The 25800-nt window shown below is 52.4% G+C and carries 20 protein-coding genes; 1 reads left to right on the top strand and 19 read right to left on the bottom strand.

Going from position 1 to position 25800, the window contains the following annotated elements:
* Positions 1-14: 14 nt before the first annotated feature.
* The 9 genes from nagZ to adhE form a co-directional block, all read right to left on the bottom strand.
* On the bottom strand, positions 15-1676 hold the full coding sequence (gene nagZ, locus POTG_RS13125; RefSeq protein ID WP_050769757.1) for a beta-N-acetylhexosaminidase: 1662 nt from the start codon (positions 1674-1676) through the stop codon (positions 15-17).
* Between the two features lie 5 nt (positions 1677-1681).
* A complete protein-coding gene (locus POTG_RS25155) occupies positions 1682-3289 on the bottom strand; it encodes a response regulator (protein WP_009225315.1) in 1608 nt (535 codons plus the stop codon).
* Entirely contained in the window at positions 3264-5114 is a 1851-nt protein-coding gene (locus POTG_RS13115; RefSeq protein ID WP_009225314.1) for a cache domain-containing sensor histidine kinase, read from the bottom strand. Before POTG_RS13115 ends, POTG_RS25155 begins: the two co-directional genes overlap by 26 nt.
* A gap of 51 nt (positions 5115-5165) precedes the next feature.
* The gene (locus POTG_RS13110) at positions 5166-5993 is read right to left on the bottom strand and encodes a carbohydrate ABC transporter permease (RefSeq protein WP_036645272.1); all 828 of its coding nucleotides are present in this window, start codon (positions 5991-5993) and stop codon (positions 5166-5168) included.
* Complete coding sequence (locus tag POTG_RS13105; RefSeq protein ID WP_009225312.1) at positions 5993-6877, bottom strand: carbohydrate ABC transporter permease; 885 nt, start codon at positions 6875-6877, stop codon at positions 5993-5995. Before POTG_RS13105 ends, POTG_RS13110 begins: the two co-directional genes overlap by 1 nt.
* Before the next feature lie 92 nt (positions 6878-6969).
* Positions 6970-8361, bottom strand: a complete 1392-nt coding sequence (locus POTG_RS13100) for an ABC transporter substrate-binding protein (protein WP_009225311.1) — start codon at positions 8359-8361, stop codon at positions 6970-6972.
* A 209-nt stretch (positions 8362-8570) separates the two neighbouring features.
* Positions 8571-9311 carry a pyruvate formate-lyase-activating protein gene (gene pflA, locus POTG_RS13095; RefSeq protein WP_036645325.1) on the bottom strand — a complete coding sequence of 247 codons (741 nt, stop codon included), beginning with the start codon at positions 9309-9311 and terminating at the stop codon, positions 8571-8573.
* A 115-nt stretch (positions 9312-9426) separates the two neighbouring features.
* A complete protein-coding gene (pflB, locus tag POTG_RS13090) occupies positions 9427-11694 on the bottom strand; it encodes a formate C-acetyltransferase (protein WP_009225309.1) in 2268 nt (755 codons plus the stop codon).
* Positions 11695-11938: 244 nt separating this feature from the next.
* Positions 11939-14554 carry a bifunctional acetaldehyde-CoA/alcohol dehydrogenase gene (gene adhE / locus POTG_RS13085; RefSeq protein WP_009225308.1) on the bottom strand — a complete coding sequence of 872 codons (2616 nt, stop codon included), beginning with the start codon at positions 14552-14554 and terminating at the stop codon, positions 11939-11941.
* Positions 14555-15002: 448 nt separating this feature from the next.
* Here adhE and POTG_RS13080 point away from each other — a divergent pair, with 448 nt between their 5' ends.
* A complete protein-coding gene (locus POTG_RS13080; protein ID WP_036645269.1) occupies positions 15003-15719 on the top strand; it encodes a Crp/Fnr family transcriptional regulator in 717 nt (238 codons plus the stop codon).
* Positions 15720-15867: 148 nt separating this feature from the next.
* Here POTG_RS13080 and POTG_RS13075 read toward each other — a convergent pair whose 3' ends face one another.
* The 10 genes from POTG_RS13075 to POTG_RS13030 form a co-directional block, all read right to left on the bottom strand.
* Positions 15868-16650, bottom strand: coding sequence for a formate/nitrite transporter family protein (locus POTG_RS13075; RefSeq protein ID WP_009225306.1), 783 nt, complete (start codon positions 16648-16650; stop codon positions 15868-15870).
* An 85-nt stretch (positions 16651-16735) separates the two neighbouring features.
* On the bottom strand, positions 16736-17083 hold the full coding sequence (nirD, locus tag POTG_RS13070) for a nitrite reductase small subunit NirD (RefSeq protein ID WP_009225305.1): 348 nt from the start codon (positions 17081-17083) through the stop codon (positions 16736-16738).
* Positions 17084-17115: 32 nt separating this feature from the next.
* Positions 17116-19548: a nitrite reductase large subunit NirB gene (gene nirB / locus POTG_RS13065; RefSeq protein WP_009225304.1), complete on the bottom strand. Its 2433-nt coding sequence runs from the start codon at positions 19546-19548 to the stop codon at positions 17116-17118.
* Between the two features lie 244 nt (positions 19549-19792).
* The gene (locus POTG_RS13060; RefSeq protein ID WP_157273438.1) at positions 19793-20425 is read right to left on the bottom strand and encodes a hypothetical protein; all 633 of its coding nucleotides are present in this window, start codon (positions 20423-20425) and stop codon (positions 19793-19795) included.
* A 254-nt stretch (positions 20426-20679) separates the two neighbouring features.
* Entirely contained in the window at positions 20680-21246 is a 567-nt protein-coding gene (locus POTG_RS13055; RefSeq protein ID WP_009225302.1) for an FAD-dependent oxidoreductase, read from the bottom strand.
* A 63-nt stretch (positions 21247-21309) separates the two neighbouring features.
* Positions 21310-21627 (bottom strand): winged helix-turn-helix transcriptional regulator, encoded by a 318-nt coding sequence (locus tag POTG_RS13050; protein WP_009225301.1) that lies wholly within the window; start codon positions 21625-21627, stop codon positions 21310-21312.
* Between the two features lie 169 nt (positions 21628-21796).
* Positions 21797-22765 carry a sugar phosphate isomerase/epimerase family protein gene (locus POTG_RS13045; protein WP_009225300.1) on the bottom strand — a complete coding sequence of 323 codons (969 nt, stop codon included), beginning with the start codon at positions 22763-22765 and terminating at the stop codon, positions 21797-21799.
* A 19-nt stretch (positions 22766-22784) separates the two neighbouring features.
* The gene (locus tag POTG_RS13040; RefSeq protein WP_009225299.1) at positions 22785-23867 is read right to left on the bottom strand and encodes a Gfo/Idh/MocA family protein; all 1083 of its coding nucleotides are present in this window, start codon (positions 23865-23867) and stop codon (positions 22785-22787) included.
* Entirely contained in the window at positions 23860-24630 is a 771-nt protein-coding gene (locus tag POTG_RS13035; RefSeq protein ID WP_009225298.1) for a sugar phosphate isomerase/epimerase family protein, read from the bottom strand. The genes POTG_RS13040 and POTG_RS13035 overlap by 8 nt, the downstream gene beginning before the upstream one ends.
* A gap of 34 nt (positions 24631-24664) precedes the next feature.
* A complete protein-coding gene (locus POTG_RS13030) occupies positions 24665-25723 on the bottom strand; it encodes a Gfo/Idh/MocA family protein (RefSeq protein WP_036645265.1) in 1059 nt (352 codons plus the stop codon).
* Between the last annotated feature and the right edge of the window lie 77 nt (positions 25724-25800).

Here is a 25800-nt window from a genome sequence, read left to right as displayed (position 1 = left end):
AAAACGCCCGGAAATCACTCCCGGGCGCTCCTATGAAATTTGGAATCCTGGTTTAAGCTGACGGGCAATACTCCCTGCGGCTGCAGCTCACCGACCAGAACCTTGGCCGCGACATCCAACGAAAACGGACGATTTTCATATAAGCAGAGATAGGTCTCGATCTCAGGAAACGCGTTGAAGTCGTAAGGATTCCGCGTAGATACGACGATCAGACGTTTGCCCGACAGCTGCTGAAGGCGCTGGACGAGCTTCTGCTGACCTTCAGGGATCCCCCCCTCTGCTGTGTAGGTCGCCACAACGATTTGGCTGACCTCTTGACTTTGTTCCAGTACCGCGGCAATCTCTTCGTCGCTGGGCTGCGTTCCAATCACCGTCATGACGACCTGGCCATGAAGCGGCCGCAGCGCATCCGCCAGCGTATATTGATGCACCGCCGGCTCATCGACCTCAGTGCGGTGCCGCAGCTCCGGCCAGACGACCAGCACCGGCTGATCGCTCTGCAGCGGCAAGCGGCCCGCTCCCTTCACGAGCGTCACGCTGCGCTCTGCCGCATGGCGCAGCAGCGCAGCGCTCTCCGCCTCCGGCGTCAGCGGCGCTGTCGTCGCGGTTGCAGCGGCTGCCGCCTGCGCCGCACTGCCGATCCGCTTCGCCTTGAGCGCCAAGATGCGCTCGAGTGAGCGGTCAAGGCGCGCCTCGCTGATCCGGCCGCTGCGCACCGCTTCGGCCACCCGCTCGATCGCCGCACGCTGTTCAGCCAGCGTATGGCTCACGAGCACGAGATCCGCGCCGGCTTCAATCGCTTGCACCGCACCCTCGGCGATGCCATAATATCCCGCGATAGCCTGCATCTCCAGACAATCGGTGACGATCAGCCCGCCGTAGCCCAGCTCCTCTCGCAGCAAGCCGGTCAGCACCCGATGCGACAATGTGGCTGGCGTCCCTTCCGGCTCAAATGCCGGAAAGATCACATGCGCCGTCATGATCGCATCCACGCCCTCGGCAATCGCCTCCCGGAACGGGACCAGCTCAACCTGGTACAGCCGCTCCTTCCCGTGCGGGACACTGGCTAAGCCGCGGTGGGAATCCACGGCTGTATCCCCGTGGCCGGGGAAGTGCTTCGCCGTCGCGATCACGCCTTCGGCTTGATAGCCGCGAACCGCCGCGGCTCCATGCACGGCCACCCGGTCCGGCTGCTCCCCAAACGAGCGGACGCCAATCACGGGATTGGCCGGATTGTTGTTGACGTCGACGCACGGCGCAAAGTTAAAGTTGATGCCCAGCTGCAGCATCTCCTTGGCCGCCAGTCGCGCCACTTCCTCCGTCAACGCCGGATCATTGGCCGCCCCCAGCGCCATATTGCCGGGAATCCGGCTCATCCCTTCATGATCCAGCCGGGCTACCATCCCGCCTTCCTGATCAATCGAGATAAACAACGGAAGCTCCGGTTTGCTGCGCGGCAAGCCTTGCAAGCTTCGTGACAGCTCGGCAAGCTGCTCCACCGAAGCGATATTCCGGCGGAAATAAACTACACCCCCCACATGATACTGCTGCACCAGCGTCCGAATCTGTTCGTCCGGCACCAAGCTATGGAACCCACAAATAAATAACTGTCCGATCTTCTCCTCCAACGTCCATGCTGATAAATCCACGAGCCGTCCTCCTTGCCGCTTATCCATTAGTTTTATGATACGTTTGATTCCTTCTGCCGGTAATCCGACGGCGTCATGCCGGTATACTTCTGAAAGACCTTCGTGAAATATCGCCGTTCCTGATAGCCGATTGAACTGCCGATTTGTGCGATCGAACGCTCACTGGTACGCAGCAGGCATTTCGCCATTTCCATTCGCTGTTTGGTCAAATACTCTACAAACGTTTCGCCAAAATGGTTCTTAAAGAGCAAGCAGAAATAACTGCTGCTAATGCCGAGATAGTCGGCGATGTCCTCGATCCCAAAGTCGCGGCCGAGATGGTTCTGAATATAATTTTGCGCGGACATCATTAGCAGCTCCGTAGATTTCTTCGCGGACAGGGAGCTGCGCGCATGCTCGATGAGCGAAACGATGATCGACAGCAACTCTTTCAAGCTCATCGGCTCCCGCAGCCGCTTCCATAGCCCTTCTTCCTGCTCCCTTGGGAGCATGTGCAGCTCGCGCATCTCGCGCAGCAAATGGATGAGCAAATAATGCATCAGCTTCTCCGACGCACACGCCTGCCGTTCATCCAGACCGCCGATGTACGATTTCAATTCCCCGGCGATGCGATCCAAGACCTCGGTGCTCCCGTTGCGCAATCCGGTTCCAAGCTGCTCGATCCAGCCCCATTGCACTTCCACCGCGTCCTTATCCGGGGCGAAATCGTCTGTTGGCAGCGCGTCAGCCTTCACGAACCCTTCCTGCGCTGCTCCCAGAATCAACCGATGCTGCAAGCGATGGTACACAAGCGATAATTCCTGCAAACCATGTAGCCCTGCCGCCATGCACATCCGAACGGGAAGTTCCTCCTTGCTGCGGATGAGCTGTCGGATCCGCTCAAAGCCCGGCATCAGCGTCTCCTCGTCAACTGTCCGATCCGCTGAAGGGGACGGGAACACGAGGCACCATTCCCCCTCCCGGATCTGCAGCACAGTTAAGCCTGGCAAAACTTCGCCAAATACATCCTTCAGCGCATGCTTGATGTGCAGATTCCACGCTTTTCGTTCATGGAGCGTCCAGACGATGGATCGGTGCGAATAACCTTCCAGATCCAAGAGCAGCATGGCGTAACGCCGCTTCGCTTCACCGGCGTCCTCGTCGTCCCACAACAGCCCTTCCGCATCTGTCTCCTGTCCGAGCAAGGAATGTAATAGGAAGTTTTCATTGGCCAGATCAACCACCTGGTTCATCCGCTGCTCCTTGTTCAGGTTTTTGCGCTTCTCGCGAATCTGTTTGGCGATCCCCCGAACCGTCTCCTCCAGCTCAAAATAATTGATCGGCTTGCAAATATAATCCTTCACGCCGTAACGTATTGCAGTTCGAGCATACTCAAATTCCTGATACCCGGTCAACAGCAAAATTTCGCAAGGAATCTCCCGCTCCCGGAGCTCCTGCAGCAGTTGAATGCCGTCCATCACCGGCATGCGGATATCGCTTAAGATCAAGTCGGGACGATGCTGCGAAGCCATCTCTAACGCTTCCTTACCGTTCTTGGCCAACAAAACAACTTCAAACCCCATTTCCTCCCAAGGCAAAACCTTCGACAAGTTCGTGAGTATATGAATTTCGTCGTCAACCAGCAACGCTTTTAATTTCATCGTGATCCCCCGCCTCATATCTTGGTATCACACATTGAATCGTCGTCCCGTACCCGGGCTGCGAGCAAATAAACAATCCGTATCTGCTGCCATACTGAAATCTTAGCCGATCCGACACGCTGCGAAGCCCCAAGCCCCGGCGTTCATGATTCGGATATGGCGCCAAGGAACGATACGCCGGATCGTCCAAATCCGCGTATTGGATCTTCGCCAGCTGCTCATTGGTCATCCCAATTCCGTTATCTTCAACCCTTAGCAGAATGCGGTCTTGCTCCATTCTCCCCGTGACCGTGATCCTGCCTTTATAATCGATGCCCTCAAACCCGTGCTGAATGCTGTTCTCCACGAGCGGCTGCAGCGTTAATTTCAACAGCAGACAGTTCATCATTTCGTCCGGAATATCAATCGAATACTCAAACAACTCCTCGAAACGGAACTTCTGAATTTCCAAATAGCTGCGCATATGCTCGATTTCGAGGCTTAGCTTGATCTCTTCCTTGTCTTGAATACTGATCCGCAAAATATTCGCCAGCCGCAGCACCATTTCGCTGACCTTGCGCCCTTCGTTTTGGACGGCAAGCACGTTAATCGATTCCAACGTATTAAACAGGAAATGCGGCTTAATCTGAGCCTGCAGGACGCGCAGCTCGGCGTTGGCCTTCAGCCGTTGCTCCCGTTTCACTTGCTCAAACAGCTCATTGATTTTATCCATCTGGTTATTGAAGCCCTTCTGCAGCAGAAGCAGCTCATCGTCGCCTTTCTCATCTACCCGAGCTTTCAGGTCGCCGCTCTCTACCTTGCGCATGAATCTGACAATCACACCGATGGTCCCTGTGATCCGGTTCATAAAGATCAAATTAAATAACATCGCCGTCAACAAGCACACACAAATAATGGCAACAAACCATTTGGCAAAGGTCGTCACCTCCTGCGACAAATAGCTCCAGGAAGTAACCGAAACGAGGCTCCACGGATAATCCTGCAATTTATAAATGGAGATGACGCTCTCTTGGTTGTTAAATTTACCTTTAAAGCTCCGATACCCCTCGCCACTCTCCCATTTCAATTTCTTTGGCAGGTACGCTTCGATTTGCTGGCCATCCAACTCCAATTGATAATCGTATAGAATCAGGCCTTTGTCATTCACCAGCATAAACCGGGTATCGCGCATCTGACTGCCCAGCTTCAGGTTCTGAAAAATCTTCTCGAACTCCCAGTTCTTGATCTGCACCACCAGCACGCCAACCCGCTCCAGATTGCTAAGCTCCTTAATCAGGCGGATTTGCGTAAACACGTTGTCCGATCCGGTTAATTCCGGATATTCGTGGGGAGCGATCCATTTCGGTTGGCCGTTAAGGGCCATCACTTCGTTATATAAAGGATGCTCCTTGAATTTTTCGTAGGGCAGCGTCTCGAAATTTTCCTTATTAAATATCGCGATAACATTGGATTGCCGGCCCCCATGGATGTTGTACAAAAACGCGTAGTCAATGGCCGGATGGCTATACAGCAGGGAACGGAAATTTCGCTGATTGGCGTTCAGCTCCAGTTGGGTCGTGGCCGTCAAATCCTGGGTATCCGGGTCCTTGGCTGATAAAGCGGCCTGAAACACCCCTTTGGAGATGCCATTATCCGTGACGTTATTCATCTCCTGAAAGACGTTCTTAATGCTGTAGCTGATCGCCTTCAGTGAATATTCCGCCTGCTGGCTGTATTTCTTCTCAATCGAGTTAAACGTAATCCAAAACGTGATAATGCCTAACACAAACAATGGAATGATGACTAAACCCAAAAAGGCGGTAAACAGCTTAATGCGCAAATTCATCGGCGGCAGCTCCCAATTGGTAAGACTATCCCTATTCTAACACGCCACGATCTAACCCTTAACGCTGCCGGCCGTAACGCCTTCAATTATTTTTTCCTGAAGCACCGCATAGATGATCATGACCGGCAGCACGCTGAACACGATGCCAGCTGACATCTGCGCGTAGTTGGTGTTGTACGCATCGCGGAATCCAACCATCCCGACCGGGAGCGTACGAAGTTCTTCTTTGGATAGAAAATAGTTCGCCAGCAAAAACTCATTCCAGTTGCCGAGGAAATTGATGATAAACACCGTCACGATCGCCGGTACTGTCAGGGGCAGCATCACGCGAAAGAACATCCCCGCTGAGCCTAAACCGTCCATGACAGCTGCTTCTTCAATTTCACCAGGGATCGAGCGCATAAACGCCGCCAGAATGATGACCGAAAACGGAATCGCGTTCGCCACATAAGGCAAAATCAAGGCCATGTGCGTGTCGAGAACGTTCAGGTTCCGCATCATGCTGTAGATCGGCAGCAGCAGCGAGTTGTTGGGGATCAGCATCCCCAGCAGGATGAGCTGGAATACGACCGCACTGAGCCGGTTGAACCGCATGCGAGTCACGGCAAAGGCCAGCATCGCCGCAAACAGAATCGACAAGCACGCCGATAATATACCGATATATAAGCTATTGAAAAAATACGTGCTGATCTTGGCGTTCACCCAAGCATTAATGTAATTGTCAAAAATAATCGACGACGGCAACCCAAACGGATTGGAAGCGATCGCTTGGTTATCGGTTTTGACCGAAGAGAACAACACGAACAGAAACGGATACAAAATGATGAGCAGATACGCCAACAGGAACAGATGCGGGATCGACTTTTTCAGCACTCTCATCAGTATTCAATCCTTTCTGTGCGTCGAACGACCAGGATTTGGTACAAGGCGGTAATAATGATCGTAAAGGCAAAGATCAGCACGGCGATGGCGTTGCCAAATCCGTGACGGAAGCTGGTGATCGCGTAGCGGATCATGTACGTTGCCATGACGTCCGTTGAGCCGGCCGGCCCGCCTTTGGTCATAACTAATACGATATCGGCCGCTTTCATGGCGCCGGCCACCGACAGCATCACGACGACACTGATGATCGGCATGATCAGCGGAAGGGTAATTCGGATCGCCCGTTGGATGCCGCTCGCTCCATCAATCGCCGCGGCTTCGTCCAGTTCACGCGGGATTGCCAGAATCGCCGCCAGCACCATTACGATATAGAATCCGGTCCACTGCCAAGCATTCGTCATCAGGATGGAGAGCATGGCCCAATTTTTGTCCGACAGCCAGTACACCGGAGGAATGCCAAAGATCCCAAGCACTTGGTTCATCAGCCCGAAATCAGGATTATAAATGAACCCCCACAAGATCCCGATGACGGCGGTGGACATGATCGACGGCATAAAGACCGCTGTCTTATACAGTCCCTTCAGCTTCTTCACATTTGCGATTAAGAGGGAGAAGAACACGATCAGCGGAACCTGAATCAGACAGGAGAACAGAATGAAGTACACATTGTTGCGCACCGATTTCCAGAATGCTTGATCCTTGAAGGCCATCTCATAATTGTCCAAACCAATATAGGTCATATGCTTAGAAATGCCGTTCCAGCTGGTAAAGCTGTTGTTGATGGCGTTAAAGATCGGATAGATGAAAAAGGCAACAAACAAGATCAATGCCGGGAGAACAAATAAGCTGTAAATCAGAGGACTTCTGAGCGCTTTATTCATGCCTATACCTCCGTAGTTGGAAGCAAGGGCGTCCCCAGAACCGCTGCCGGCGGGTGACGCCCTTGTTCATGATCAAACTTGAGATTTCACAATTATTCCGCCGCAGCATTGGCTGCATCTTGCGCAGCCTGCACATTCTCCAGCATCTTCGCCGGGTCAATTTCGCCGCCGATGATTTGCTGAATGCCCATGCTCAGCGCCGTATTCACTTCCGCTTGTACGATCGCGTCAAACGCCGGGAAGGAAGTGCCGATCTCGCTTACCGCTGCAAAGATATCCTGCATCAGCGGGTCGTCGGACGCCGTCTTCATTTGCTCCAGATCCATCTTCATGGCTGGCAGTACGCCGTCTTCTTTCAAACCGCGCAGCTGCATTTCGTCCGTCCACATGTTCTTGATGAATTCCTTAACGGCTGCCAGCTTGCGTGGATCCTCCGCAACGGCACTGGAGAAGCCATAACCGTTATTGGCATCCTGCATGACAACAACCGGATCCCCTTCATTTAATGGCGGCATGTTGAAGAAGCCGATTTTGCCAACCATGTCGCCAGCTTGAGCCGGATCACGGAATACGGAGTTCGCCCAGGAGCCGTCCATCATCATGATGGCCTCGCCTGTAATGACTTGGTTTCTCATATCCGCGTATTCAAAGCCGAGCTCGCCTTTCTTAAAGTAACCTTTTTCAACCCATTCCTGATGTTTGGCAATCGCCTTGACCATATTCTCGTCTGTCCATTTCGTTGCGCCTGTCTTGAAGCCGTAAGTGATCTCCGGACCGGCATAATAGGACCACAGGTTATTGGTCGTCATCAGCGGAATCCAAGCATCCTTCGAGGATTGTGCAAACGGAATTTTTCCGTCCGCCTTAATTTTCTCGGCGATTTGCTCCAGTTCCCCAAGCGTCTTCGGCACACTCAGCCCTTTGGATTCAAAGTACTCTTTATTATAGAAATACCCTTCGATGGAACCCCCGATTGGCAAGCCGTATACTTTGCCGTCAAGGGTAAACGGATCCAGTGTCGTAAATTTATCTTTAATGCCCAATTCTTCGATGATCGGTGTCAAATCCAGCATCAGGCCTTCCTTGGCATACAGCTGGGCATCCGGACTGCCAAATACGTCGAAGATTTCCGGCGGTTTGCCCGCGGCCATTTCGCCCCGCAGCTTCTCTTTGCGGTTCACTTCGGAGTCCACCGCATCCAGCTTGATGGTTAAGCCCGGTACAGCAGCTTCCGTCTTCTTGACGACGTCCTCCAGCATCGCCAGGCGGAACTTCTTGGATTCCCCAACCTGGGTGTGGCGGATCGTGATTTCAAACGGATCGTTGTTCGTTTCCGTTTCGGTCCCCGCATTTGACGTGCCCTGGCTTTCATTCGACGGGGCAGGGGCAGCATTGTTTCCGTTGTTGCCGGATTTGCCGCAGCCGGCGAGCAGCGCGGATGCAACAAACACAAGAGACAGCAGCAGCACCAAACTCTTCCTCATGTTAGATAGACCCTCCTCAAACTCGTTTATGTGATACACCCTCATTATAGAAAGCGTCACCACCTTTGATAAGGAGGACATTTTTCTATTAAGGGGATAATATCCTCTAAAAACCAAAATGAAAACGGTTAAACCTAACGTATATTGAGAGGTTTAACCGTTTGGAATTGAGATATTGGATTTTAGTGTAAGAGTATATGACATATATTTCACAAGTTGGCTGCTACTTGCTGCTCGCCTTCACGAATCAACCGATAAGCTCGTTCGATCTCTTCATCCGTTGGCGAAGGTACGCCTTCCAGCGGATAAGCCCAACCGAGCTCCTGCCATTTGTACACGCCCATTTGGTGGTAAGGAAGAATTTCGAATTTCTCCACGCCCTTCAGGCTGCCGATAAATCTCCCAAGCTCCAGTAAATCCTGCTCATCGTCGTGGATGCCGGGCACATACACGTGACGAATCCACATTTTCCGATCATGATCCGACAGCCAGCGGGCCATCTTCAACATTCGATCGTTGGGTTTGCCCGTCAGCTTGATATGCTTCTCGTTGTCGATATGCTTCAGATCCAGCAGGACCAGATCCGTTACATCCAGCAGATCGCGAATTTTATCCCCTTCATTATAGCCGTTCGTATCCAGCGTCGTATGAAGGTTCCAGCGTTTCTTCACTTCCCGGAACAATTCCGTGACAAACGGCGCCTGCAGCGTCGCTTCGCCGCCGGATACCGTCAGTCCGCCGCCCGATGTACGGTAATAGTTCAAATACGGCTCGATCTCGGCCAGAACTTCCTCGACGGTCATCTCCTTGCCTTCCGTCAAGCTCCAGGTGTCCGGGTTATGGCAATATTGGCACTGCAGCAAGCAGCCTTGCATAAAGAGGACGAAACGAATCCCCGGTCCATCTACGGTTCCGAACGTTTCTAACGAATGTATGCGACCTTTAAGCATCTTCGTCACCCTTTCCCTAATTCGCCTCCGATAAAGGAATGAGGAGAAAGGCGATCCAAGCCCAACTCCCCATTTTATCGTTCAGCTTCAATTGTTGCTGCTAGTCAGCAGGTTATTACATTTTGCCGTGGAAGGTCCGGTTGATGACATCCAATTGTTGTTCACGAGTCAACTTGATGAAGTTCACCGCATACCCCGATACACGGATCGTTAATTGCGGATAGTTCTCCGGATGTTCCATTGCGTCCAGCAGTTGTTCGCGGTCAAAGACGTTGACGTTCAAGTGATGCGCTTTGCTGCCGAAGTATCCGTCCATCATCGATACGAGGTTCGACTTCCGGGTTTCCGTGTCTTTACCCAAGGCCTTCGGCACGATCGAGAACGTATTCGAGATGCCGTCCAAGCTGTGCTCATATGGTAGCTTCGCTACCGAGCTCAGGGAAGCTAACGCCCCTTTCTTGTCGCGGCCGTGCATCGGGTTCGCCCCTGGTGCGAACGGTTCGCCGGCTTTACGTCCGTCCGGCGTGCTGCCTGTTTTCTTACCATATACAACGTTCGACGTAATTGTCAATACCGATTGGGTTGGCAGCGAGTTGCGGTACGTTTTATGCTTGCGGATCATGCCCATAAACGTTTCAACCAGCTCTACCGCAATTTGGTCAACGCGGTCGTCGTTGTTTCCGTAGCAAGGGAACTCGCCTTCGATTTCGAAGTCTACGGCAATGCCGTTTTCGTTGCGGATCGGTTTCACTTTGGCATATTTGATCGCACTGAGCGAGTCAGCCGCTACGGACAAGCCGGCGATACCGCAAGCCATCGTGCGGAGAATGTCGCGGTCGTGCAGCGCCATCTCGATCCGTTCGTAGCAGTATTTATCGTGCATGTAGTGGATCACGTTCAGGGTGTTGACATACAGCTTAGCCAACCATTCCATCATTGGGATGAAGCGTTTCATTACTTCGTTATAGTCGAGATATTCCGAAGTGATCGCTGGATATTCCGGACCCACTTGGACGCCGGATTTTTCATCCTTACCACCGTTGATCGCGTACAACAGAGCTTTCGCCAAGTTCGCACGAGCGCCGAAGAATTGCATTTGTTTCCCGATTCTCATCGCGGAGACGCAGCAGGCGATCCCGTAATCGTCACCGTAAATCGGACGCATCAGATCGTCGTTTTCGTATTGAATCGAGCTCGTTTCAATCGATACCTTCGCACAGTATTTCTTGAAGGCATCAGGCAGTTGCTCCGACCAGAGCACAGTCAGGTTTGGTTCTGGAGCCGGTCCCAGGTTGTACAGCGTATGCAGGAAGCGGAAGCTGTTCTTCGTTACAAGCGTCTGACCGTTTACGGACATCCCGCCGATCGATTCCGTTACCCAGGTTGGGTCACCGCTGAACAGTTCGTTGTACTCTGGCGTTCTCAAGAATTTCACGATGCGCAGCTTCATAACGAAATGGTCAACCAATTCTTGGGCTGCTTCTTCAGTCAGCGTTCCTTCAGCCAGGTCGCGTTCAATGTAAATATCGAGGAACGAAGATACACGTCCGAGGGACATCGCGGCACCGTCTTGTTCTTTGACCGCTGCCAGATAACCGAAGTACAGCCATTGGAAAGCTTCCTTCGCATTGTTCGCCGGTCTGGAAATGTCGAATCCGTACATTTCGCCAAGCTGTTTCAATTCACCCAAAGCGCGAATTTGTTCAGAAATTTCTTCCCGCAAGCGAATCACATCTTCATCGATGACATCCACTTCAAGGGATTTCAGTTCTTGTTGTTTTTGCTTGATCAAGAAGTCTACGCCATACAGAGCAACGCGGCGATAGTCCCCGATGATCCGACCGCGGCCGTATGCGTCAGGAAGGCCAGTGATAATCCCGGCTTTACGGGCGGCTCTCATTTCCGATGTATAAGCATCAAATACCCCTTGGTTATGGGTTTTACGAATCGTTGTAAACAGGTTGACGATCTCAGCTGGCAGATCGAAGCCATAAGCTTTGCACGCATTGATAACCATGTTGATCCCGCCGAATGGATGGATCGTGCGTTGGAACGGGGCCGAACCCTGAACGCCAACGATTTGTTCCTTCTCTTTATCCAAATATCCAGGAGCATGGGAAGTGATCGTCGACGGCGTATTCACGTCTACATCCAGGACCCCTCCAGCTTCCCGTTCTTTCACGGACAGTTGCGATACGATATCCCACAACGCTTTCGTGTTCGCCGTAGCGCCTTTCAAGAAGGATTCATTTCCTTCATAAGGATTCACGTTGGATTGGATGAAATCGCGCGTATCCACTTCCTTCATCCATTTCCCAGCTTTGAAGCCTCTCCATGCGTTTTGTGCCTTCGTTTCTGTTACTTCTCTTTCGATCACCGACATCTTGATTCCCTCCATTTATATATGTGGTCGCGGTTGAAGGTCTATCCCGCGCCTCATGATCCCTAAAATTTGTGATACTTTTCACAACTTAGACAATTATGGTACCCGGCCCCGAAAGACCGGGTTCCACTCACTTATTTCTGAGGGATCATTTATACTGTAATCATAGCTCTTCCTATCCGAAAAGATTGTGACAAATATCACATTGAGTGATATTTGTCACCTTTTTTACCCGCCTGTTCACTTATTCTTCAAATCTACCATAGAAGGCATCGCGATAAATCTCAGCCAGCTCGCTGACCAGCGGCAGCTTCGGATTCGCCGTCGTACATTGGTCTTCGAAGGCACGGTCCGCCAGGTAATCGACGCGCGATTCGAAATCCTTCGCATCGAAACCAAGCGCTTGGAACGATTCCGGAATGCCCAGCTTCTTGTTCAGATCGCGCACCGCTTTGATCAAGCTCTTCACGCCTTCTTCCGTCGTGCGAGCCGGCAGACCCAGAATGCGGGCGATTTCTGCATAACGTTCATCGGCAACGAAATTTCTGTATTTCGGCCATGCCGCGAATTTCGTTGGTTTCTTCGCGTTGTAGCGGATGACGTGCGGCATCAGAATCGCATTGGTACGTCCATGAGCCGTACCGTATTGACCGCCCCATTTGTGCGCCAAGCTGTGGTTGATGCCAAGGAATGCGTTGGCGAACGCCATCCCTGCGAGCGTCGAAGCGTTGTGCATTTTCTCACGGGCCAGCTTGTCACCGGTCAGTGCCGATTTCTCCAGGTATTGGAATACCAGTTGGATCGCTTTAATCGCCAGACCGTCTGTGTAGTCGTTCGCCATAACCGAGACATAAGCTTCGATCGCGTGCGTCAGTACGTCCATACCGGTATCTGCGACTGCAACTTTTGGCAAGCTGTATACGAATTCAGGGTCGATAATCGCGACGTCCGGCGTCAGCTCGTAATCCGCCAACGGGTATTTCGTATTGCCGTTGATTTTATCCGTGATTACCGAGAACGAGGTCACTTCGGAACCGGTACCCGATGTTGTTGGAATCGCCACGAACTTCGCTTTTTGGCCGAGACGCGGATATTTGTAGATCCGTTTGCGAATATCCATAAATTTTTGCTTCAGATTGTGGAAGTCGGTATCCGGATATTCATAGAACAGCCACATGCCTTTTGCTGCGTCCATCGGCGAACCGCCGCCCAGCGCGATAATGCAGTCCGGCTGGAATTTCGCCATCAGCTCTGTACCGCGTTGTACAGTCGTGGTCGATGGATCGGGTTCAACGTCCGAGAACACTTCGATGGCGACTGGCGTTTGGCGTTGACGCAAGAAATGTTCGACTCTTTCCACGTAGCCAAGCTTCACCATCATCGGGTCAGTCACGATCATGACGCGGGAGATGTCCGGCATCTTCGCCAAGTATTGCGTCGAGTTTTTCTCGAAGTAAATTTTGCTAGGCACTTTAAACCATTGCATGTTCACGGTACGATGATTCACCCTTTTCACGTTGATCAGATTCACGGCCGTGACGTTCGACGAAGTCGAGTTGCGTCCGTACGACCCGCAGCCCAGTGTCAGCGACGGCAGGTTCGTGTTGTAGATGTCGCCGATACCGCCTTGCGAAGAAGGTTGGTTCACCAGGATCCGGCAGGTTGGCATCCGTTCGGAAAATTGTTGAATCACTTCATCATTATTCGAGTGGATGACCGAGGAGTGACCCATACCGCCGAATTGCACCACTTCCAGGGCACGCTTAATGCCTTCCTCTGCATTCTTCACTTTGTAGCAAGCAAGTACAGGACTCAACTTCTCTGCGGACAATGGGAATTTCGGACCAACGCCTTCGATCTCGGCAACGAGAATTTTCGTTCCGGCCGGAACGTCGATGCCGCACATTTCCGCGATTTTTACGGCCGATTGACCAACGATCGCAGGGTTCACCGCACATTTCTCCGCGTTGATGGCGCCTGCGGTCAGCTTGGCAGCTTCTTCTTTATTTACAAAATAGCAGCCGTTGGCGATCATTTTCTTCTTCACTTGGTCGAAGATCGGTTCTTCGATAATCACCGCTTGCTCGGATGCGCAAATCATACCGTTGTCAAACGTTTTGGACAGGATCAGGTCGTTGACCGCTTGATCCAGATCGGCGCTCTTCTCAATGAAGCAAGGAACGTTACCAGGGCCTACGCCGAGGGCCGGCTTACCGCAGCTATAAGCTGCTTTAACCATCGCGGAACCGCCGGTAGCCAGAATGCAAGCGACATCCGGGTGATTCATCAGCGCGTTCGTGCGGTCCATAGATGGATTTTCGATCCATTGGATACAGTCCGCAGGTGCCCCGTGTTTAACAGCGGCTTCAAGCAATATTTTAGCGGCTTCCGTGCTGCAGGCTTGCGCGGATGGATGGAAGCCGAAGATGATCGGGTTGCGAGTTTTGATGGCGATCAGAGATTTAAAGATGGTGGTCGACGTTGGGTTCGTGACCGGGGTAATCCCCATGATGATCCCAACCGGCTCGGCGATTTTTTGGAAGCTCTCGTAAGGATTGTCTTCGATGACGCCTACAGTTTTTTGGTACTTAATGCTGTTCCAGATATACTCGGTTGCAAACATGTTCTTGATGATTTTATCTTCGTATACGCCGCGTCCCGTTTCCTCGATCGCCATTTTCGCCAGATGCATATGCTTGTCGAGCCCAGCCAAAGCCATCGCTTGCACGATCTTATCGATCTGCTCCTGATCCATGCTCATGAATGCTTCGGAAGCTTTCTTGGCTTTGTCGATCAACGTTTGAATATACTCTTGCGCGGTTGGCTGAGCCTTAGCAGCTACTTCGTTTTTAACAGCCATCTCTCTCATCCTCCTAAATTTTTGGATTAGGGATTTGCTTGCACATAGTGGACTAAGTTTTATATTGTGAAAAAATTCACTTATAAGCGAATCCCTATGAAGCTTGTGTGCTTCTCTTTATGTCTTGATCATAGCACAGGATTTTTGTTTTGTATAGTGAATTTTTTCACATACTTTAAAAAAGTTGAAAGTTTTTCGCTTGCCACGATAAATTTTTCATATATACTTTACATTGTGTACATAGTGTCTCTTTGAAATACTTATCGAATGCTGCGAGCGCCAGTTTATTAATTTGCACCGTTTATAACGTGAATATCCGATTCGACATAGTGAAATTTCTCACAATGTTCACTTTTTCGGGCTTTACAGCCCCCAAAAACTAAAAAAAACGGGTTATAATTAATTTAAAATTTTCAGAAAAATTTGGAGCACAAAGGGGAAATCGATGATGAGTGAAATTGTTAATGCCACCCTGCCCCGCGGCAATACGAGCTGTTTTTCAGAGCAAAACTTCAATCGCCTTCTCGTTACGATGAAAGACAAATCTTATCCCGAGGGGACACATTTGTTCTGGGAAGGTGACTATTCCGATAAACTGTTCTACATCAAGCGCGGCCGTGTGAAGTTGACGAAATCGACGGATGAGGGCAAAGAATTGATCCTCTACATGTATGGTGTCGGCGATATGGTTGGGCAAGCCGATCCGTTCTTCAGCTCGAAGCATAGCTTTACCGCCGAAGTCATCGAAGACTGTGAAATCGGCATTATCGAGCAGAAGGACCTGGAAATCATGATCTGTCAGCATTGCGATTTCGCCATCGATTTCATGAAATGGATGGGCATCCATCACCGTTTGACGCAAACCAAATTCCGCGATCTGATGATGTACGGCAAACCGGGCGCTTTGTGCTCGACCTTGATTCGCTTGAGCAATACGTACGGTGAGCCGCACGGAGACGCCATTCTGATCAATAAGAAGATCACCCATACTGACTTGTCCAACATGATCGGGGCAACGCGCGAAAGCGTCAACCGGATGCTGAGCGACCTGCGCAAGAAGGATGCGCTGGACTATGAGAACGGGATGATCGTGATCAAAGATCTGGTCATGCTGCAAGATATTTGCCACTGCGAGCTGTGCCCGAACGAAATCTGCCGCATTTAACCGCCTAGTACTCGCCCCATATTCGGCGTTAGTTCTAGCGATTTGAACCGTCCCTTGAGTGCAGGGCGGTTTTTTTGCTTTCTATCAACGTGCAAAAAAATCCCCCAATCCTCTTCGCTACCCATTGAGGTTGGGGGATAATTTGCATCTATACTTTCTTGCGCACGGGCGAAATGAACCAATAAGCCATGCCGACGAAAACTGCGCCGCCCACCATATTGCCCAGCGTGACCGGCACCATGTTGTGCAGCCAGCCGGCGAACGTCACCGTATCCGGATGGTTTGGCAGCAGCAACGACAAGCTGAGCAGCGTCATATTGGCCACGCTATGCTCATAGCCGCTGGCGATAAACGCATAGAGACACCACCAGATCAGAACGAGCTTAGCGATATCCTCCTTGGCCCGGTTCGCCATCCACAGCGCCAAGCAAACAAGCCAGTTACACAGAATCCCGCGAAAAAACAGCTCCGATACCGGGGCGCCCATCTTCTTGGCTGAAGCAGCAAAGATCAGATGCTCCGGTGCGGCCGTCTTAAACAAGCCGCTGCCGACGATCAGCAGGCAAAGCATGAGCGCGCCCGCCAGGTTCCCCATAAACACGAGGGTCCAGTTTTTGGCCGTATCGCCGACCGTCGTTCGCTTCGCCAGCGTGCTTGCCGTAAAAAACATATTATTGCCGGTAAACAGCTCCGAGCCGGCAAACACAACCAGCGTCAGGGCGAGTCCGAAGGACATCCCCATCAGCATCGTCTGATACGGCGACTTGGCCGCCGCCAACGGCCCGCCGATGCTGAAGATCAAGATAATGCCTAGACCGACATAAGCGCCGGCCAGCATCGCCGACACGAGGTACCTCGGCAGGCTTTCGTTCATCTTTTCCTTCTTCTTCACCGCCGCTTCCACAATCGCTTCTACATTTGGCGTAAACATTTGTGCTCCTCCCCCAAATCAAACTTGCCTCATCCTTCAAAAATAGCGCGGCGACCTTCCGATCACCGCGCTATCGATCGCCGCACTACGCTCGCTGCAGCTCAGCTGCGGCAAGGTAGACCTGTCCGTCCTCCACCTTAACCGGGAATATCATGACCTGCCCGGTATCCGGTGCTTGAACGAGCCCGGTAGTCAGGTCGATTTTCCAGTCGTACAACGGATCATACAGATAATGTCCCGATACGATCCCCTCGGCCAGCGGTCCGCCCTTCGGATGCGGATTTTGGTTCAGCGCCGCAAATATCCGGTCATCTGATGTTCGGAACACCGCTATCTGCAGGTCGCCCACTTCCACGACACGCCCGATTTGCGGCAGAAAATCCTCCAAGGCGCCAACAGGATAAAACGTTTCTCCCTTACTCTCCATACTCATGCACCATAACCCCTTTCCCTATGAACGCTGTATTAAAGCTGGCTGCTCACTTCTAACGAGTGATACAATTTGCCAAGCTGTTCCTTGTCGTTCAGCACTTTTTTCCATGGATCCGATACTTGCTTCAAAGCAAATTCAATCCGTTCCATCAGCGCTTTGCGGTTCTTGACATCGTCAACGACAACCGAGCGGATATGCTCAAGCCCCATCCGTTCCACCCACTCCGACGTTCTCTCCAGGTAGTTGCCGGTTTCACGGTAGTACTGCATCAGCGCGCCGCACACTTCAATCAATTCCTCATCGGTTTTCACCTTGCACAGCGAATCCGCCAAGCGCGGCTTGATCCCGCCGTTGCCGCCGATGAAGACTTCCCAACCGCCGTCATTGCCAACGATGCCGATATCTTTGGTGCACGACTCGGCGCAGTTACGCGGACATCCGTTTACCGCCATCTTGAATTTCGCCGGGAAGTCCAGCCGCTCGAATTTTCGCTCCAGCAGCGCGCCCATGCCCATCGAATCTTGGGTGCCAAAGCGGCAGAACTGCGAACCAACGCAGGTTTTTACGGTGCGCAACGATTTGGCATAGGCATAACCCGACGGCATATCCAGCTCCGCCCACACTTTCGGCAGATCCTCTTTCTTCACGCCGATCAAGTCCAGCCGTTGGCCGCCCGTGACCTTGACCACCTTAACATTGTATTTCAACGAAACATCGGCGATTTTCTTCAGATCCTCCGGCGTCGTGACGCCGCCGTACATCCGCGGCACCACGGTATACGTGCCATCCTTTTGAATGTTGGCATTCATCCGTTCGTTCACGAAACGCGAGGCTTTCTCATCCTCATGTGTATCCGGATAGATCATGCCCAGGTAGTAGTTGATGGCCGGCCGACACTTCGAGCAGCCTTCCGGCTGCGTCCATCCGAGCACGTTCATCACTTCTTTCGTTGTCTGCAGCCCTTTCGCCTTAATCTCGGCAACGATCTCGTCCCGGCTAAGCGTTGTGCAGCCGCAGATCCCCTGTTTCGCCGTTTGGGTAAAGCCGTCGCCAAGCACATATTGCAGGATTTGCTCGACGACCGGTTTGCAACCGCCGCAAGAACGGGTCGCTCCGGTGCTGGCCTTAATCTCGTCGACCGTCGTCATGCCCTGAGTCACAATGCACTCCACGATCGCGCCTTTCGTAACCCCGTTACAGCCGCAGACGATTTCCTCATCGCTCATCGTTTCGACCGATGCCTTCTTCTTGGTGCCGCCGCAGCAGCCCCGGCCTATCAGCGATTCGTACAACTCATCGGTCATCTCCGCGCCTTGCTTAATCAGCTTCTGCAGCTCAGCCGAATCTGTGATATCCCCGAACAGCACTGCCCCAACCAGCTTGCCGTCCTTCAGCAAAATTTTCTTATAGGTGCGTTTCCACTCGTCCTTGCTGACGATCACTGTATGCTCCGGTCCATCGATAAATTCACCGGTGGAGAATACATCCACGCCGGAAATTTTGAGCTTGGTCGATACGACCGAACCCTCATAAGGCGCGGTATCCACGCCGCTGATATGCTTCGCCAACACCATCCCCTGCTCGAACAAAGGCGCAACCAGACCGTAACAAACCCCGCGGTGCTCCGTACATTCCCCCACAGAATACACACCTTCAAGCGAGGTTTGCAGATAGTCGTTCACGACGATCCCACGGTTCACTTCGATGCCGCTGGCTTTAGCAACCGCAACATTAGGTCGGATTCCCACAGCCATAACGACGAATTCCGCCTCCAGCTCCGTCCCGTCGGCAAAGCGCAGGCCGCGAACCCGATGGTCGCCAAACAGCTCCGTCGTTTGTGCGCCCATCTTAAATTTGATCCCTTGCCGCTCCAACTCTGCTTTCAACATGCTCGCTGCCTGATGGTCTAACTGGCGTTCCATCAGATCTTCCATCAAATGTACAACCGTCACGTCCATCCCCAGTTGCACAAGGCCTTTGGCCGCTTCCAATCCCAACAGTCCACCGCCAATGACGGCCGCCTTCTTGTAGGTCTTCGCCGCCTCCAACATTTGCTTGCAGTCCGCGATGTCACGGAAGCCAACGACCCCTTCCTTATCGCTGCCTGGAATCGGCAAGATCAGCGAATTGGAGCCCGTTGCGATCAGCACTTTATCGTACGGGACGCGCAACCCATTATCGGCGACGACCTCTTTGGCTTCGGCATCAATCCGTTCCACTGCAGTTCCGACATGCAGGGTGATCCCGTTCTCTTTGTACCAGTTCAAATCGTTCAGCACGATATCGTCCAGCGTTTTGCTGCCTTCCAGCACATATGACAGCATAATTCGATTGTAGTTCGGATGCGGCTCGCTTCCGAATACCGTAATGTCAAATTTCGTAGTCAACTTCAGGATTTGCTCTACCGTGCTGATTCCGGCCATTCCGTTACCGATAACAACTAGTTTCTCTCGTTCCATTCCCATATCTTTAGAATGCCTCCTCCCATAAACACCTGGGTCTCATGCAACTTGGCGATAGTTAAAATTTGAAGTGCTCCCATGCTCCCAGTATACTTTTCAAATAAGGAGGACTTTGTGATTCCATTCACATTAATTGTGAAAATTTTAACATACTTTTGTCATAATTTTTTTCAATTTTCTATTGAAAAAAAAATCCGCTCTCCCGGATCATCACCAGAATTGCGGATTCCCTAAGCTAATCGTACTTCTAACGCGTCATCAAGGTAATCTCCACGTAGTCCTGCGGCTTTAATTTCATGTCCAGCCCATTATCCAGCAGCTTCTTCCCATTCACCTTCAGGACCCACTGCTCGTCCTGCTGGGACGTATAGCCGCCGACGGAGATGATCGATTTATGGTTGGGGTTAAACTGAACCATTCCGCTGCGCTTCAAGAGGTCTCGAACGGTGGTATTATCGCTGTATTTATGAACAAAATATTGCTTCTGGCTGCCCCCGTCGATAATCAACAGCAAAGACGCCAGCGGAGGGATCGCTTCATAGCTGTCCACCGTCTTGACGTATACCAACAGCTTGTCGCCCATTTGCAGCTCCTGATCCCAGTTCGTAGGGGCGAGTTCCTTATCATTCAGCCGGGTTCCCCATTCCAATGCCGAATCCAGCGACACTTCCCCCACCGATTGAATGGCGGACTGGTCCTCTGTAAATTTGACAATCCCGCTGCTTGCCAAGGCATGACGTACCGTTAACCCGTCGATATAATCAAAATGCAGGTTACGCGTCACATCAGGGATAAAGGTGCCTCCATCAATCATTAATGTGATATCGTGGGGGTGTTCTACTTCTGTTGTCTGCGTCTCCGCTGGTGTCGGTTGATCCATAATCTGGCCGCGGGCGCACGCCGACGCGATTATGATTATAGCCAGTCCTGCCATACATCCAACGAACCATCGCCATCTCATGTACTTAGCCGCCCTGCCTTTCTCCACATCATTGTCCCCACTTCGGCATGATCCTATTCCTTCATCCTAAGCATACCGGACAAGGCGCAGGTTCTCAAATTTCGGGCATCCCCTGATTTTGCAAAAATAAAAGACCTCCCGTAAATAGGAGGCCTGTCGTATGTTCAGATGTCTTACTTAAGTACGTCGTGATCAACGTAGCGTTCGCCGTTCATTTCGCTGATCAACTCAATCGCGACCTTCGCGCCGTCGCCCGCGGTAATGATCGTATGCACGCTTACCCCGGCAACCGTTCCTGCTGCCCAAATGCGCGGAATGCTCGTACGGCCTTGGCCATCCGTAGCAATCACCGTTTTGATTCGAGGTTCGCGGCCTTCCTTCAGCTCCAAACCGATAGCGCTTGCAAGGTCGGTTAACGCGCCGGTGGCCAATATGATATGGGACGCTTCATAACTGCGGCCGGATTCGGTCTTCACCGTAACCGTTGAACCACCGTTCGTATCGATGTCAGTCACTTTCTCTTCAATGAACTTCGCGCCGAATTTCTCCGCTTGCTCCCGGCCGACCTTCAGCAAATCGGGTCCGGAAATGTCCTTCGCACCGTAATGATTCTCGATCCATGCCCGTTTGGTCATACTGGAGTTGCTGTCCAGAACGAGCGTTTCTTTACCTGCCTTCGCCAAGAAAAGTGCTGCACTAGCTCCTGCAGGTCCTGCTCCAATAACAATTACATCAGCCACACGTACACCTACTTTCTATGATATTCCATGCCGCCCGCTCGCCGGTAACGGCATGTTCGTTGTTTATTTAATCCACTCTTCCGCCCAGGACTGCACTTGTTCCATAACGGGACGAAGCGCCCGGCCTTTCTCCGTTAGTTCATATTCAATCCGGACCGGCGTCTCAGGATAGACATGGCGAACCAGGATTCCTTCACATTCCAGATCCTTCATCCGCTCGGATAACATTTTATCGCTCATGGAAGGAATCTGATTCGAAATATCCTTAAATCGCTTGGGACCGTCCATCAGCGTTTTGATGATCAGACCGTTCCAACGTTTGCCTAAAAACGAAAATGCCGATTCAAATCGCGGACACATTGCCTGGGAATGCTCATCCATAAAATTCACCTCGTTATCATCGCCGACCTAAGGGCTAAAAGCTTACAATTTGTTAGTATATTTCATAATAGCATATTTATTAGAGGAAAGTAAGGGGGATGCCCGGTCATTTAAAAAAACGACCGCCTAGGCGGCGGCCGCTAATATAGTATATTACGTTGGTTGTAACTTATACCCACCACATTTCGGCGGCAGAATCCTCCACCAGCACCTGCTGAAGGTTGCGTACCGCCTTCGTAAACCCTTCGTCGATCGACATCAGGCCGTCTTCATGCTCGATGCTGACGACATAGTCGTAGCCGTACAAGCGAAGGGCGCTGATGATGTCCGCCCAGGTTTTCAAATCATGGCCATAACCAACCGTACGGAACTGCCAAGCCCGGTCCTGCATCATGGTATAAGGCTGCATATCCGTAAGTCCGTAACGGTTCACGTTCACCGGATCAATCGTCGTGTCCTTGGCGTGGAAATGGTGAATCGCACCAGCCCGGCCAAGGATCGAAATCGCCTGCACCGGATCAATCCCCTGCCACCACATATGGCTCGGGTCCAAATTGGCGCCGATAGCTTCCCCGGCCGCTTCGCGCAGGCGAAGCAGCGTGGCCGGCGTATGCACGGAGAAACCGCCGTGCAGCTCCAAACCGATTTTCACATGATGCTCTGCGGCATAACGGCCCATTTCCGACCAATACGGAATCACCTTCTGGTTCCACTGCCAATCGAGGATCTCCTGGTAATCGTTCGGCCACGGTGCAACCGGCCAGTTCGGATATTTCGCGTCCTCGTGATCGCCGGGACAGCCGGAGAACGTATTTACCACCGGCACCTCCAGCAGTTCAGCCAATTGGACGGTCTTGACGAAGGCGTCATGGAACTCTTGCGCCACCGCCTTTTGCGGATGCAGAGGATTTCCGTGGCAGCTCAGCGCACTGATCGTTAATCCGCGCGATTCCACCGCCCGCTTGAACTCCTCCCGCGCTTGTTTATTCTCCAGCAGTACATCGGGATTACAATGCGCGTTGCCAGGATAACCGCCAGTCCCGATCTCTACGGCTTTTAACCCCTGGGCGGCTGCCTTATCCAACGCCTGCTCCAACGGGAGCCCTCCGAACAATACGAGAAATACGCCTAATTTCATTCCCGGTCCCCTCCCGTGATTAATCAAAATAAACGGTCTTACCTGTTCTCGCCGACTCGTAAATCGCTTCCAAAATTTCCGTGACGACCAGCGCTTGCTCCGGCTTCACCAGCGGTTCCTTATCCTCGAGAATCGCCTGCACCCAAGCTCTTGCTTCACGCGTTGCCTCGGTTTCCTGTTTGCCCTCAAAGAAGGCAACGCCGCCCGAACCCAAATCAATCTTCGTTTCATACAGGCGACTCATTTTCTCGCCGTTGATGCGCAGGCCGTTGGTCATGTCCGCGCCGCCTTCCGTCCCGCACAGCAGCGTCTTCGCTTCGCCGATATCCACGATGTTCAGCGCCCAGCTCGATTCAAGAATGATCGTCGCGCCGTTCTTCATCGTAATGAAGCCAAATGCAGAGTCCTCCACTTTAAATTCCTCCGGATTCCAAGGCCCAAACGCATTTGCTGCATTCTCGCGGCTGCCGAGTTTATGGAAGACGGAACCGGTGACGCTCTTCGGCTCGTAGTTGTTCATCAGCCACAAGGTCAGGTCTAGGGCATGGGTCCCGATATCGATCAACGGACCGCCGCCTTGCTTCTCCTCGTCGAGGAAGACGCCCCATGTCGGCACTGCCCGGCGACGAAGCGCCAGCGCCTTGCCAAGATAAATGTCGCCGAGCTCACCTTTTTCGCAAATCTCCTTCAAATACAAGCTGTCGCTGCGGAACCGGTTTTGGTAGGCGATTGTCAGCTTCTTGCCCGTACGCTTCGCTGCATCCAGCATTTGACGAGCCTGCTCTGCCGTCTTAGCCATCGGCTTCTCACACATGACATGGCGACCGGATTCCAACGAATCAATCGTAATTTCGGCGTGGGAATCGTTTGGCGTGCACACATGCACAACTTCAGCATCGCTTTCCTCTAACAGCTGGCGATAATCGGTATACACCTTGGCGTTCTCCCCGCCGTATTGCGCTGCGGCTTTGGCTGCGCGCTCCTCGATAATATCGCAAAATGCGACCATCTCCACCTCAGGCTGCTGGGCCAGGCTTGGCAAATGTTTTCCATTCGCAATCCCGCCGCAGCCGATAATGGCTACTTTCAACGTTTTAGACATGAAGTTTACCTCCTTTTTGCGCATAGTCACGCACCCATTCCATGCTTGTCTGAATGCTCGTGAGCGAATCTCCGGCGCAATGATCCTGCTCGACGATTAACCATTCCACCCCCGCAGCAATCGCAGCATCGCCGATTTCCGTGATGGCAATCTCCCCGCGGCCAAGCTCAACCGTATCCGGCGAACCGTCCGCCTTCTTGACCACGTCCTTCCAGTGCACCAGCGGAAGCCGCCCCGTATATGTAGCGATATAATCCAGCGGATTCGCTCCAGCAAAGGCGACCCAGCAGGAATCAAGCTCAACCTGCAACAGGTGTTCAGGCACTTGCTCGTAGATGGCGTCAAGCACCGGCTTGCCGTCGTGCTGTAACGTCAGCTCAAAATCATGATTATGATAGCAAAGCACCAAATCTTCCTCTTTGCACTTTTCACCGAATTTTTTCAAATCTTCGATGATTTCCGACCAACGGTTGCGGTCTTCCTCTGCCAAATAAGGAACGATGATATAGCGGCTGCCAATCGCTTTATTAAACGCCAATTCCTCGTCGATCGCTTCCTTCAACCGGGTATATGGGGTATGCGCACCAATCGCCGTTAATCCCGTCTCCCGCAAAATCTCCTGTACTTGCTCTGCCGTGCGCCCGTAAAATCCGGCAAACTCAACCCCTTGATAGCCAAGCTCTGCCACTTTGCGCAAAGTTCCTTCAAAATCCCGTTCCAAATGATCTCTTACCGTATACAACTGCAAACCAAGCTTCGTCATGATTTCATTCTCCTCTTCATCATAGTAAGTCCGATTAGAGCTCTACAGGGCTCAACAGGATATGCCGACCTTCCTTCGAGGACCGGGCAACCGCATGCATCGCCTCCAGGACATGATAAGCCAGTTTGCCGCTGGCTCGATGCTCCCGGCCTTCCTGTATCGCTTGCACCATTTCCTCAATACCGCGTCCCCGCTCGTTATCTCCGCTGGCAAACACCGGCGGCAGCGTCTCCCAAGTCTCTTCCCCGGCCCGACGCAGCTTCACCTCACCGGTAAACCAGTTCGGATCAGGGACTTCCAGCGTACCTTCGGTGCCGTAAATCTCAATCCGCGGCAGCATGCTGCCGCCCCGCACGTCAAAGCTGGTCACCAGCGTACCGATCGCCCCTCCCACAAAATCCAGCGTTGCGCTGTAATGGGTTGGCGTATGAACGGGAATCGGGGTGCCCGCTTTGGGACCGGACCCGATCGTCCGCTCCGGAATCTGGCTTCCCGCCGAACCGCTGATCCGGCGAATCGGTCCAAGTAATTGGACCAGCGCCGTCAGATAGTACGGCCCCATGTCGAACATCGGCCCGCCGCCTTCTGCATAGAAGAACTCCGGATTCGGATGCCAGCTCTCCGGCCCGCCGCTTACCATAAACGCGCTGGCTGCCGCCGGACGGCCGATCAGCCCGTCTTGAATCGCCTTGCGGGCCGTTTCCAGTCCGGCGCCAAGGAAGGTATCCGGGGCACAGCCGACGCGAAGATGGCGTGCAGCGGCCAGCTCCAGCATTCGACTGGCATCCTCCAAGTGGATGGCCAGCGGCTTCTCCACGTAGACATGCTTGCCGTGCTCCAGAGCCGCAATGTTAATCGCCGCATGGGACGAAGGCACCGTGAGATTCAGAATCAGGTCGATCTTAGGATGCCGCAACATTTCTTCAACTGTGAATACGTTTTCAATTCCGAATTCCTCGGCCCGCTCGCGCGCCTTCTCCGGAAACTGGTCGGCCAGCGCCACAACCTTCAGCCTGTCACTCTTCGCCAAATGACGGAGGTAAGCCGGACTGATGTTGCCGCAGCCGATAATGCCAATCTGGATGTCTGTCATTTTGGTCACTCCTGCCAAGCAGATGTTTGTCAATTTGATGCGCTACCCATGTACCATGGTATTTCAAATTGCTCCAA

It is taken from the genome of Paenibacillus sp. oral taxon 786 str. D14 (assembly GCF_000159955.1).
GTDB classification, from domain to species: domain Bacteria; phylum Bacillota; class Bacilli; order Paenibacillales; family Paenibacillaceae; genus Fontibacillus; species Fontibacillus phoenicis.
This window is presented reverse-complemented; position numbering and strand designations above follow the sequence as displayed.